Origin of the sequence: Algoriphagus resistens, from assembly GCF_001442615.1 — a bacterium.
Taxonomy (GTDB): domain Bacteria; phylum Bacteroidota; class Bacteroidia; order Cytophagales; family Cyclobacteriaceae; genus Algoriphagus; species Algoriphagus resistens.
In genome coordinates, this window is record NZ_LMXN01000025.1 from 20,611 (window position 1) to 33,354 (window position 12,744).

Genomic DNA, 12,744 nt, shown 5'->3' on the forward strand with positions numbered 1-12,744 from the left:
GGGTGATATTACTCAACAATAAACTTCTAAGGCTAAGCGGATCATACGATCTATTGTTTTTTCAGCTTCTTTATCAAACTCCCCGCTGGGACGGTTTGCTACAATTGCATTGAGGCTTAGCATCCGGTGATTCAAAAGTTGCCCCATAGCATAATAACCAGCCGTCTCCATTTCGAAATTAGTCATCTTCAGTCCATTTACTTCCAGGTCGGCCAAACGCTCTATCATATTTTCCAACTTCGGCTTAAGTCTAATTTCTCTGCCCTGAGGAGCATAAAAACCGGGAGCTGTAAGTGTAACTCCACGATAAAATCCTGCGGGCAATTTTTGTAACAACTTAGACGAGGCTGAAGCTTGGTAAGGCAAAAAGGTAAGATCAAGTGTTTGCTGTACCAGATAAGACCAGTTTTGACTTCCTTCAAGTTTTGGATAAAATTGCATCAACGTATCTACCCCTACAGCTATCTCCGAAGCCAAAATACTTCCTATGGGCAGATCTGCCTGCATACTCCCAGAAGTACCTAAGCGGATAATTTCCAAGCTTTTTTGGGCGGGTTTCACAGTATGTGTCTTAAGATCCACATTGACCAAAGAATCCAATTCAGTCATCAAAATCTCAACATTATCAGTTCCCATACCAGTACTCATCACTGTGACCCGCTTGCCCTGGATTCTACCCGTGTGGGTTAAGAACTCCCGCTTACTTACTTTGAAATCTACCTGATCAAAGTATTTGGAAACAAGGGGAACCCGGTCTGGGTCACCCACAGTAAAAACAAGAGAAGCCAGATCCTCTGGCTTCAAATGCAAATGATAAATGCTTCCATCAGCATTCAATATCAATTCGGATTCTGGAATTTGTCTGCTCACCCTACAAGTTACGCATTTGATTGCTCTTTGACTTTACGGTTCAGTCCTTTGTACGGATTGTATCCGTTAGTGTTTTTCTGGTAATAGCCTGTACCGTCATATGTTCTTTTTTCCGGGTTTTCCTTGCATTCGGTAGAGCAAGTACCTTCCATTTGCCAGCCACATGCTTCACACATAGGAACATGAGCGTTGCAGGTTTGATTGGCGCAGTTTACCATACGATCCGAAGGCGTGCCACAAACATGACAGGCAGATACAATCTTCGGATTCACGGTATTCACATCTACAGCAATTCTATTGTCGAATACATAGCATTTCCCTTCGAAGTCCTCGCCGCCAGCTTCCATTCCGTACTTGATGATGCCCCCATGAAGCTGGTATACATCTTCAAAACCTTGCTCCAGAAGGAATGCAGAAGCTTTTTCGCACTTGATTCCACCTGTGCAGTAGGTCAAAACTTTCTTGTTTTTCAGATGCTCCAGCTCTTTGACTTTCTCAGGAAAATCCCGGAAGTTGTCGATATCAAGCGTCAATGCATTTTTGAAACGCCCCAGTTCATGCTCATAATTAGAGCGAACATCCAAGATCACAACATCTTCCTGATCCTTCAATTTCTTGAATTCCTCCGGGTCTAAATGCTTGCCTGTTTTCACATTGGGGTCGAGATGTCTCAGCGCGCTATGGACAATCTCAGGTTTGTAACGCACATGGATTTTGGTAAATGCATGCTTGTCGTGAGCGTCGATTTTGAACTCTGTTTTTGCAAAACGTGGATCTGCATGGATAAAAGCCATGTACTTTTCACAGTCTTCTACCAACCCAGAAACAGTACCATTTAGCCCTTCGTCAGAGATGATTATACGTCCTCGGATATTGTTTTCAATACAGAACAGGTGATGCTGCTCACGATATTCCTCAGGATTCTCAATCCTGGCGTAGCAGTAATAAAGGAGGATTTGATAAGTAGTGTCTTCCATAACTGTTGCCCTGTTGCGGCAGGGTGTTTTAGGATTTATAAGTTGAAATTTGAAATTAGGAACTTCTAATTTATTTAACTTTTGCTGCTGGATTTCCAAACACAGTTTCGTTTGCCCCCACAGTAGCAATCACTACTGATCCAGCGCCAACTCGGGCATTTTTACCAATCGTGACTCCAGAGATAATAGTTGCTCCAGAACCGATGAAAGCCCCTTCTTCAATAGTCACTTCAGAATTGATCACAGTGCCAGCTCCAATTTGCACAAAATTTCCCACCTTGGCTTTATGCTCAATGATCGCAGCGGAATTAATAATACAGTGACTCCCTATCTCCGCTCCGGCGCCAATATTTACATTGGCATTGATAAAATTACCATGACCAATTATAGCATCCGTAGAAATGTAGGACCGCTGATGGATCGCATTCACTGGCTGCACCTTTCGACGATCATTCAATAGCTCCACCAAGAATTTCCGGTATTTTGGATTCTCTTCCGCTACAAACGCTTCGGTTTTTTGACCGATCAATTTCAGGAATCCATCATCCTCAGGATTTCCAAGTACAGATACTGTGTTGATTTCTGTTCCGTGGATTTTTTCGTCTTCATCTAAGAATCCAAAAACAACCACATTGTTACTGTTGAATATCTCAAGCGCGGAATGTGCGATGCCTTTTGCACCAAAAATTATAACTGGTTTTTCCATAGTTTTCTGCAATTCAGGGTGCAAAAATACAGGAATTCACTGGCTTACCCAAAAATCATTTGGATTCTGATTTGCAATGATTGGGGCCATTTTAAACTGCATACATTTCCTTGGCTGGCAATAATTATTAAAAAGTCCTATCATTCCCTGCCAATCAAATGCATTACCGCATGCCGACCATGTGTTTGGGATTGCCGGATGATGTGGTTGTATTCTGACACTTACTACAGAAGATCAAAACACCTTTCTTTCCTGTCTGCCTCCTCGAAATGTCGTCCGCATGCAAACCAAAGTGGGATCACACAGTTAATCACCACTACAAATCCCTAAAGTCTGGTCCTTCGCTTTCAGTATATAATCCTACCTGGATTAGTTTCAATTCATCGCAGATCCTGGTGCAAAGTTAGACCTTCTGGAAACACTCGCACTTACATACGAGCTGTAAAAAATCTTCTTTGAAGATCATAAAAACATAGATTAAAAACCAACAGAATTCAACCAAAAGCTGAAAATTAAAAAAATCGGAAACCCTAACTTTCATACTATTACAAATATCGCTGCATTAGTTAGAGGTATGTTTCAAGCAATACAGTCATTTCCTTTTGCAATTTCTCCGCTTCTTGTCTAGCCACTTTTGAAAAGTCTTTTTCTCCAGAAGCATATATAATTCCTCTACTGGAGTTTACCAAAAGCCCGCAACTGGAATTCATTCCATACTTAGCAACCTCCTCCAGACTCCCACCCTGTGCCCCCACACCAGGAACCAGAAAGAAATTATCCGGCACCACCTTTCTCACATCAGCTATTAATTCTCCCCGCGTAGCGCCGACCACATACATCAGATTTTCGGCATTACCCCATTCCAGGCTTTTTTCCAATACCGATTGGTAGAGTGGTTTGCCATTTTCATCCTTGATTAGCTGGAAGTCCATTGAGCCAACGTTAGAAGTTAAGGCCAAAAGTATCACCCACTTCTTCTCAAACTCCAAAAATGGCGTTACACTGTCTACCCCCATGTAAGGGGCTACTGTCACAGAATCGAAGTCCATTTTTTCGAAAAACGCTTTGGCGTAAAGCAAAGAAGTATTTCCTATATCGCCACGCTTTGCATCGGCAATCGTGAAAATTTCCTTCGGTATTATTTCCAACACTCTCTGCAGCGTTACCCACCCCTGTGGCCCCAACGCTTCAAAGAAAGCAATATTTGGCTTGTATGCTACTGCATAATCCGCCGTCTCCTCCACGATCTGCCTGCAAAAGCTAAAAATTGGGTCTGCTTCCTGCATTAAATGCGTAGGGATTTTTGCCAAATCTGGATCTAGACCGACACATAGAAAGGATGATTTTTGTTGGATCTGGGAAAAAAGCTCGGCTCTGGTCATAGATTTAAGGATTTTAGCAAAGGTAGGAAATCAGTTTTTAAAGGAACACCTACAACCATTTCTTCCTTGAAATTTTAAAGTGACATATTAAAACTTCAAGAAAGACTTTTTATATTATTTTGTTGAAAACAAGCTATTTACTTTTCATCAAAATTAATTGAAATCATTGATCCCATAAGGGAAACCATTGCTGTGATCAAGAAAAATATCAAACTGAAAGCGACTGCGCTGGCTTCATCTATTCCTGCATAAGTGTGTGCATAGACAAACACAAGTTCACGCGCCCCCACCCCACCAATGGTGAGGGGCAAAACTGCCACGATAGAGGAAAGTAAAAAAACCAGTTGATAGGCAAGAAAATTCTCAGTGACGCCAAGGCTTTTCAATATAAACCAGGCACATATCAGCTGAGCCACTTGACCAACCATCGACCAGCCATTGGCTTTCCAAAAAGAGGGCAGAAATGCTTTAAACATCAGCTTTTGCATAAACCAAAAAGCCGGAAACACGAGCAATATTGCTATTCCCACCAGCAATTCCCAAGAAATCAAGGGAGCAAAAGGCAAGTTCAAATCCACAGAAAGCATCAATACGAGCAATAGGGAAACTATCGCTACCAACCCGCCCAATCGATCTAAAAGTGATGTTTGAACCAGAGACTTGACAGGAATCTGGTAATGCTTGTTCAGCAGATAGACTTTGTATCCGTCTCCTCCGATTCCCCCTGGAAGAAACAGATTATAAAACATTCCTATCAGATAAAGCTTGATGTTAAGCTTTTCCGAAATTTCCAGGTTGATATTTTTGAAATAGAGGTTTAACCGAAAGGCAGTAAACAGCTTGCTCAATACAAAAGTCAAAATAGCAGGGATTAGCCAAAGCCAATGGATGGTCCTGGTGATTTGCCAGAGTTGGTCTGTATCTATTTTTTGGAAAACCAGAAAAAGCGCCAAACCGGTTAAAACCAGTTTAAGTACAGTTGTTAATTTTTTCTTGAGAGAATGCGCTGTTTTCGTCAAAATTCAGCTGCTAGTTAGAATCCAACTTATGATTTGAAATTAGCCGAAAATCCCCTTTAGCTTCTTGGATCCCTTGGTACACGGATCTAATCGTATACGTCTTCTTATTCTGCGATTCAAAATAAGTACGGACAATTATTTCCGCAATAATACCCGTAGTAACAAACTGAATACCCCCAAGAACCAGAATAAAACCAAGAATCATAAGTGGTCTTCCCCAAATATCCTCTCCCAAAATTTTTAAAATCAATAAATAGAAGTTGATCACTATGCCGATAAGAAAAGCTATCAGGCCGATTCCGCCAAACAAGTGGATTGGGCGCTGAAAATACTTTTGAAAAAAAAGCATCAATATCAAATCCGACATCACTTTGAAGGTTCGGCTCAGTCCATACTTAGACTCACCGTGGATTCTCGGATGATGTTTCACATCCATTTCAGTCATTTTGGCGCCTTGCTGCTTAGCCAAAACCGGGATGAAACGATGAAGCTCACCATAAAGTCCCATACCCTGTGCTATCTCCGCCTTGTAGATACGAAGTGTACACCCGTAATCGTTCAAATATACTTTGGTGCTGTTCCGTATTACCCAATTAGCGATTTTACTCGGTATTTTGCGTAGTACAAAACCGTCCTTTCTATTGGCCCTGCGACCTGCTACTACGTCCCATTCCTCATCCATTGCTTTTTTCAGCATGACAGGAATATCGGTCGGGTCATTCTGCAGATCACCATCCATAGTTGCGATATATTCGCCAATTGCCATGTCGATTCCTGCTGCCAGTGCCGTAGTCTGTCCAAAATTTCTATTAAAAATAATCAGCTTGGTTCGGCTATTAGCGTATTTTTTCACCTCCACTACCGTATTGTCTGTAGAACCATCTTCGATTAAAATCACTTCATAATCAATCTCTTCTAAAGCGGAGTAAGTAGCTTCCAGAAGAGGTTTAATATTATCCTCCTCGTTATAAACAGTGATTACTACGGAAATCAGGGGCTTGGACATGCGATAAAATTTCGTCAAAAATACGGGAAAATACTTCTAGGGACAAAAAAGCTTGAAATGGCTTTCGGAAGCCAACGAAAATTTGGTGTGACAAAGTTCAATCGGCTTATCTTTGCGACATGTCTTTAGTTGCTTCCAAAAACACTCAAATTAGCCCTTGGGTACTCATGCTTGCTTTTGCCGTCTTAGTTGGGCCATTTGCATTAAGTTTTCACATGCATTATCCAGATGAGATGTATTACACGGATGCCTCTGTAAAAATGCTGCAAAATGGAGATTATCTTACTACATACCTTGGAAGCGGGGAATTGAGATTTAAGAAACCCATAGGTACTTACTGGACAGTTTTGGCAGGATTCAAGCTATTTGGAGTAACACCTTTCGCGTCTAGATTTTTCTTCCTGATAGCTGGAGCATTGACTATTGGATTTACCTACTGGACAGCAATAGTTTTAGCTGGAGATAAGAAAATAGCTGGGATTTCTGCGTTGATCATGGCGTCGAATCCCGTATTGATCTTCAGTGCCACCAGATCCATTCCAGATGTGCTACTAGTCTTGACTATGAGTGCGAGCGCCGTGGGTTTTGCAGGTCTGATCAGATTTGGTGATGTTACGCCCAAAAAGTACCTGTGGATTCTATACATCAGTTTGGCCTTGGCCTTTGAGGTAAAAGGCCTCCCGGCAGCTGCCCTTGGAGGCATTGGTTTGATTTATTTACTGGTTAACCCATGGAAGAGAATCTCTTTGAGGACCCTTTTCCATCTTCCAGCCATTCTAGTTGCTGCAGTGATCGCTTTGTTTTGGTTTGCAGCAATGTGGAAAATCCACGGGCCAACTTACCTCGATAGTTTTTTGGAAGACCAAGTCGGTACGCGTGTGGCATCACGCTATTTACTCATCTTTCAAAATGGATTTTTGGCATTTGGTATCCTGATTCTGATTTTTCTCCCCTGGGTACTTTTTGCTGTATCAAAAGCCAAAAATTCTATCTTAAAAGTCAGAAAGGAAGACCCTACTTTCTTTTGGTTTGCAATTCTTTGGGGGCTGGCGATACTGGGAATGGGCGCTATGACCAGTAAATTCTATGAGCGCTACCTACTTCCGGTGGCTCCGGTATTGGCTATCTTATTAGCATGGATCCTGGTCCGGGCAGAATTTGAAGGTAAAAGAATGGGCTTAATAATCACCAGCTGGTTTTTCATTCTCCTAAACTCTATCCTTTTTCTTTTTTGTCTTTGGCTGAACAGCAATTTAGGAGCCCCTGTGCTGATCTGGATCCAACTTATCATCGCTCTTCTGATTCTACTTTACCTTATAAGACTAACTACAAAGAGCATAAAGCTCCCTAAGGCGATTACTTATGGGTTCTTGCTACTTTTTTTCCTCATTTCCACCGGTACCTACCAGATTTCACTTCCAGATCAAGGCCAGCAAATCAAGGCTTTTGCTGTACAGGAAAAGATCGATGCAAGTGAAAAAATTGGGTTTATAGGTAATCTTCATACCAGTAGTAAAATCAGAATTGCTTTGGGCACAGGTTTCCAGATGATAGACCTTTCTCGCTATGAGTTCAGGGATCAAATCGGAACATACGATCAACTGATTATAGAAGATAAATACCTGGATTCAATCGACGCGTCTGGCTTTCAAAAGAAAGTTGCTTCGCTAAACTGGGCTTCACGTGTTATTCCGGAGTTATTGAAAAACGCTGGAAACCCAGATTTCGAACAGATCTTGGAGGAAAAAGGACAGAAATATTTTTGGCTGCAAAGAATCTCAGAGAAGAATTAAAAGGTGTCAGGCAGATAGGGCTTGAACTGCTGCAACTCCCTCCAGACCTGGATTTTCGCTACTCTGAGCGATCCTTCCCGAAAAGTAACCGGCATCTCTTCTTCGTACATCAATTCCGCGAAACTTGCAAATTCTCCTGGAGAATCAAAGTTCCAGCTGACGAAAATACCAACCGCTTGCTTTCCGACAAACTGCTCCAGACCTGGCCAGAGGTCAAATTGATTTTTCCTGGCTCCCATATTCAGCATGTAGGTTTGCGGATGGTCTGGCAAGTAAAACGAAAGTTCAGAAGCCATGTGGTAGGTTTCCGAAAACACAAACGCTTCCTTTACATTCAGACTATCCTGAAGCGAATGTAGCCTCTTTGCCAACGGCTCGTAACCGGTCATTCTCCTAAAAGCTGATTTTTCCACCTTCTTGATAGGCGTGATACTTTTGAGAAAAGTGAGATCCGGAAGTATAAACAGCAAGGGCAAACCTATACTTAGCCCAATTCCCCAATTTCTTACTTTTTGCCATGCCAGGCTCTGTCTGCAAACCCAATCTGCTAGAAGAATAGCCAGAGTACTGTAAGCAAATACTGGCCAATTCACTTCAATGGATGTAAAGAAGCTCAAAACTGCAAATCCAGCCCAAGACAATACCGGAGCGAGAAGGAGGTAAATGGATTTTTGGTTGCCGAAAAATTTGGGTCGCAGTAAAAACCCTATAAAAAGCGGTAGTAAAAACACAGAAACCATGGCGAGCTGGCCTCCTAAATATTCCAGAAATTGCTTAATTGCTTTGCCAAAATCATATGCAGAAGCTTCTCCTCCACCTCCACCACTCAGCGCCGCCAAATGCTTAAATGTATAAAAATCATTTTGCCAGTTCCAGATAAGCATAGGAGCAAAACCAATAAGGCTGATTAGAAAATAGATCAGAAAATGACGCTCCTGGCCCTTCCATATTTTGGAATATACCAAGAAAATGAAGAGAAAGGGAAACATAAGGATCATTACCATCTTGGCCATCAAACCTATTGCAGTAGCCAAACCAGCCCAAATCCAACAACTTAAATTCCGCTCATGAATACCGCGATAGGCAAAATACACAGCTAAAATCCAAAAAAAAGAAAGTGAGCTGTCTGTCATGTGAAATGTAGAAGCCATCCACCACATCGGCATTGCCTGGAGAATCATTGCTGCCCAAAACCCCACCTTAAGAGAATAAAGATGACGACCCAATAGGAAAATTACATAAGACATCCCCACTCCCAGCAGTATTGCATTGATCCGCACACCAAGCTCCGTATTCCCCAAAATAGCGGTGGAAACATAATTAAGCACTGCAACTAGCGGTGGCTTGGAGTAATAATGCCAAGCCATATTCTGAGACCAAAGCCAATATTGCGCTTCCTCCGTGAAAAGGTCTATTTCAGGTCTCAGCGTAAAAAGAACTTTGGCAATGCCCAGGGCAATTGTAACCAACCAAAAGTATAGGGTGTATTTAGGGGGCTTTTGCATAGATGGAGTGATCAAAAAAAAAGCACCTCCCATATTCTGAGAGGTGCTACAAAATTACTATCCTAATCGGTTACTGTTTAGCCAGCACGACTTTTTCTTTGTGTTTTTTAATCTGCCTTCTCAATCCTTCGATGGCATCATCAGAAGCCGCCTCGAATGAATCGGACTGGTTTTTGGCAAAGAACTGCTTCCCGGGCACATTCATTTTGATTTCTACAATTTTATTTGCGTTGTTGTCGTTTTTGTCGAGTCTCAAAAAAACCTCTCCGTCTATGATTTGGTCATAGTATGTATCCAGTTTGTCAGCTTTTTTCTGAATAAAGTCGATAAGTTTTCGATCGGCGTCAAAATGGATGGAGTGCATCTGCAGTTTCATATTGATTTGCATTTAGTAGTGAACAAATAATTTATTTATGCTTTGGGATGTGCCTGTTCGAACACAGCCTTAAGTTTTTCCATGGAATTGTGCGTATACACCTGTGTTGCGGCTAAGCTTGAATGACCGAGCAAGTCTTTTACCGCATTCAAATCTGCGCCTTTGTTGAGAAGATGAGTAGCAAAAGTGTGTCTCAGCACATGTGGACTGCGCTTTGATGTCTGCGCAAAAAGATCTAGGTAGTGCCTGACGATGCGAAAAATCATCATAGGGTAACTTTGCTTTTGTTGATTGCTGACAATAAAATACTCACTTTGACCTACTTTAGAAAATGTTTCCTCAAATACTTTTTTGTACAGCAAAATATTCTGTTTTAAGCCTTTTGTTATAGGAATTATTCTTTCCTTTTTCCTCTTTCCAAGCACTTTTACTGAATCCTCGATCAAATTAATATCTGACCATTGTAACCCTACCAACTCAGAAAGCCGGACTCCGGTGAGGTAAAGAAACTCCATCACCATTTTGTCCCGCTGCCCTTCAAAAGTAGGTTCGTAAACGCTTTCATTTAGAACGGCGAGAATCGTCTCTTCCTGTACAAATTCAGGTAGTTTTTTAGGATTTTTAAGACCTTTTAACTTATACGTTGGATCCTTGGAAATGATTCTAGTCCTAAGCAAAAACTTATAATACGATCTCAGAGTGGCTATTTTACGGTTAACTGAAGTAGTGCTCAACCCGCTATCTACCAGATCGATCACCCATGCCCTAAGCTCTGGATGTTGTGCTTCAGAAATTTCATTTAGGTCGAAAGAAAGCTCAACAAACTCTTCTAATTGCCTTAGGTCCCTGCGATAGGCATCTACCGTATGTGGGCTGGCCCTTTTTTCAAACTCCAAATAATTGATGAAAGAATCGATCATATGTCACGTAACTCAGAAGATAAGTTAGGAGAAAAAAAATGAATAATTGCTGACCAAAATCACAAAAGGACATAAAAAAACGCACTTGCCTGATGACAAGTGCGTTTGCTATCGGAAGATCAAAACTGATTACTTCGCTGCCTCTTCTTGAAGATGCTGCTTATAAGCTGCTTTGATTACTTGTGCTCTTCTTTTGATGGAAGGCTTAGTGAAAGCTTGTCTCGCACGAAGTTCACGGACTGCACCAGTCTTGTCAAACTTCTTTTTGAAACGCTTTAGCGCTTTCTCGATTGATTCGTTCTCTTTTACGTTAACTATGATCATATCTATACACCCCCTTTCGTGGCTGCAAAGGTAGGGAATATATTTTTCAGATCAACATTAGAATTCAAATTTGTGCTAAACGCCCTCTAGTCTCTTTTAACGGACGAAATGATTTTAACCTTTTAGTGGGATTTTGTCCGGACAAACCTTATTCAGCTCGGCAATAAAATATTTTGACCAATCATCGTATTTTCTAGTTGAAAACTGAGGCTTCTTTAGGTGATTGCCGAGAGTAAAATACTTTTTACAAAATCTTCTACCCATGAAAATTATAGGCAACAAGCCTAGCCTCTTTTGGATCTGGTTAATTCTTAGCTTTGCCTGCAGTCACACTCCCTCAGAGCCAATAGAATTTTCCATTTCTCAAGGAGTTCTAAACAACATGGACTTTGCTTCTCTGGGAATCCAAACAGGACAGCAGCTTCCAGACATCCTCTTTTACAACTTAAGTGGTGAAAAATTTACAATAACACGCCATGCTCCAAAACTATTAATATCAGGCAGCTATACCTGCGATATTACACGAAGCAAATTGCAGGCTATTGATTCGCTATATGAAAAGTATAAAGACAAAGTTGATATCTATCTGGTAAACACACTAGAAGCTCATCCACAGAATTCCTCCAGCCCATATTCCCTTGATGAAGAGCCTTGGCTTGCTAAAGACAACATCATGTCTGGAATATCCGCTGAGCAGCCTACAACGATAGAAGGACGGGTAGATCTGGCGGAAAAATGGATAAAGGAGACTGGCATTCAAACACCCATAATTCTAGATGGCCCAAAAAACGGATTTTGGAATCAGGTGGGTCAAGCACCTAATATGGCAATCTTGGTTTCAACAGATGGTGAGGTACTCTTGAAGCAACCTTGGTTTGATAAGGATGAAATGGAAGACGCAATCGATAACCAATTGCAGCATTTGAAAGCAGATTAGCGGTCAGCAATTACACGCATCCGCTTACTTTTTACGAGTGAATTACCCACCCACGGCAGAGCCGATGGGTTGGGCTTCGGGGGTCATAGACTCGCCCAATGGCAACGCCTCATCCCGTTTTTGTTTTGCGTCCGACTGCATCCCGCAACCAGACAATACCTTTATACCTTGGGTTAAGATGTTCTTTGCCGCATTGACATCCCTATCATGAATCTCACCACAAGATCCACAGACCCACGCCCTTATGGAAAGGGTTAAGTCTTGTTTTATCCATCCACAGGTTGAACAGCTTTTGCTTGAGGGGAACCATCGGTCGATTTTAACGAATGCCCTATCGTTCCAATTGGCTTTATATTCAAGCATACTGTAAAATGCACCCAACGAAACATCGCCCATTGCCTGTGCCAGGCAATGATTCTTCATTATATTCTTTACAGCAAGGTCTTCAACTGATATCATGTCGTGGTTTTTGACAATTTCAGTTGATACCTTATGCAGGTAATCCTTTCTGATATTCGTTAGTTGTTCGTGGACAGCTGCAAGTTTTTGTTTTTGCCTGCCCCTTGATCTGCTTCCTTTTGTTTTCTTTGAAAGCTGTCTTTGCCCAAACCTGAGCTTCTTTAATTTGGTTTTAAGTGATCTGATATTTTCATAACAGCTTCCATCTGAAAGAATGGCAAGCTTTTTTATACCCGTATCAATGCCTACTGGTTTACCAGTTTTGCCATAGGGTTTATGTTCTGTTTCACACGTAATAGAAACATAATACTTATCGGTTGTTGATTTTGAAACAGTGGCAAACAAAGGTTCACCTTCCAACTCTCTATGTAGGTTTATTTTAATCCCTTCTTTGAATTTTGGTATCACAAGTTTGCTGTCTTCAACGGATACATTTTGTGGTATTCTGAAACTTTGCTTACCGTACTTTG

Annotated in this window: 13 protein-coding genes; 2 read left to right on the top strand and 11 right to left on the bottom strand. The window is 41.5% G+C overall.

The features are described 5' to 3' along the window. Positions 1–12 precede the first annotated feature (12 nt). The 6 genes from AS141_RS25030 to AS141_RS25055 all read right to left on the bottom strand — a co-directional run bounded on the left by AS141_RS25030 (position 13) and on the right by AS141_RS25055 (position 5,960). Positions 13–870: a nucleoside phosphorylase gene (locus tag AS141_RS25030; RefSeq protein ID WP_057940459.1), complete on the bottom strand. Its 858-nt coding sequence runs from the start codon at positions 868–870 to the stop codon at positions 13–15. Positions 871–878: 8 nt separating this feature from the next. Then, positions 879–1,847 (bottom strand): oxygen-dependent tRNA uridine(34) hydroxylase TrhO, encoded by a 969-nt coding sequence (gene trhO, locus AS141_RS25035; protein WP_057940469.1) that lies wholly within the window; start codon positions 1,845–1,847, stop codon positions 879–881. 70 nt (positions 1,848–1,917) lie between these two features. Then, the gene (locus AS141_RS25040; protein ID WP_057940460.1) at positions 1,918–2,553 is read right to left on the bottom strand and encodes an acetyltransferase; all 636 of its coding nucleotides are present in this window, start codon (positions 2,551–2,553) and stop codon (positions 1,918–1,920) included. A 566-nt stretch (positions 2,554–3,119) separates the two neighbouring features. Then, positions 3,120–3,935, bottom strand: a complete 816-nt coding sequence (gene pyrF / locus AS141_RS25045) for an orotidine-5'-phosphate decarboxylase (protein WP_057940461.1) — start codon at positions 3,933–3,935, stop codon at positions 3,120–3,122. A gap of 137 nt (positions 3,936–4,072) precedes the next feature. Further along, positions 4,073–4,954, bottom strand: a complete 882-nt coding sequence (locus tag AS141_RS25050; protein ID WP_057940462.1) for a lysylphosphatidylglycerol synthase transmembrane domain-containing protein — start codon at positions 4,952–4,954, stop codon at positions 4,073–4,075. Between the two features lie 10 nt (positions 4,955–4,964). Then, the gene (locus AS141_RS25055; protein ID WP_057940463.1) at positions 4,965–5,960 is read right to left on the bottom strand and encodes a glycosyltransferase; all 996 of its coding nucleotides are present in this window, start codon (positions 5,958–5,960) and stop codon (positions 4,965–4,967) included. A 119-nt stretch (positions 5,961–6,079) separates the two neighbouring features. On the opposite strand from AS141_RS25055, the gene AS141_RS25060 reads away from it, so the two are divergent. Continuing rightward, positions 6,080–7,753 carry an ArnT family glycosyltransferase gene (locus AS141_RS25060; RefSeq protein WP_057940464.1) on the top strand — a complete coding sequence of 558 codons (1,674 nt, stop codon included), beginning with the start codon at positions 6,080–6,082 and terminating at the stop codon, positions 7,751–7,753. Here AS141_RS25060 and AS141_RS25065 read toward each other — a convergent pair. The 4 genes from AS141_RS25065 to rpsU all read right to left on the bottom strand — a co-directional run bounded on the left by AS141_RS25065 (position 7,750) and on the right by rpsU (position 10,878). Next, the gene (locus AS141_RS25065) at positions 7,750–9,258 is read right to left on the bottom strand and encodes an ArnT family glycosyltransferase (RefSeq protein ID WP_057940470.1); all 1,509 of its coding nucleotides are present in this window, start codon (positions 9,256–9,258) and stop codon (positions 7,750–7,752) included. The two genes, AS141_RS25060 and AS141_RS25065, sit on opposite strands and share 4 nt — an antisense overlap. A gap of 70 nt (positions 9,259–9,328) precedes the next feature. Further along, positions 9,329–9,634 (bottom strand): ribosome hibernation-promoting factor, HPF/YfiA family, encoded by a 306-nt coding sequence (hpf, locus tag AS141_RS25070; RefSeq protein ID WP_057940471.1) that lies wholly within the window; start codon positions 9,632–9,634, stop codon positions 9,329–9,331. A 35-nt stretch (positions 9,635–9,669) separates the two neighbouring features. Beyond that, on the bottom strand, positions 9,670–10,554 hold the full coding sequence (locus tag AS141_RS25075) for a tyrosine-type recombinase/integrase (RefSeq protein ID WP_057940465.1): 885 nt from the start codon (positions 10,552–10,554) through the stop codon (positions 9,670–9,672). 129 nt (positions 10,555–10,683) lie between these two features. After that, complete coding sequence (gene rpsU / locus AS141_RS25080) at positions 10,684–10,878, bottom strand: 30S ribosomal protein S21 (RefSeq protein WP_057940466.1); 195 nt, start codon at positions 10,876–10,878, stop codon at positions 10,684–10,686. Positions 10,879–11,140: 262 nt separating this feature from the next. On the opposite strand from rpsU, the gene AS141_RS25085 reads away from it, so the two are divergent. Beyond that, entirely contained in the window at positions 11,141–11,815 is a 675-nt protein-coding gene (locus AS141_RS25085; RefSeq protein ID WP_057940467.1) for a hypothetical protein, read from the top strand. Between the two features lie 42 nt (positions 11,816–11,857). On the opposite strand, the gene AS141_RS25090 is transcribed toward AS141_RS25085, so the two are convergent. Continuing rightward, positions 11,858–12,744, bottom strand: an 887-nt coding sequence (locus AS141_RS25090; protein ID WP_057940468.1) for an RNA-guided endonuclease TnpB family protein, incomplete at its 5' end; no start/stop codon positions are given.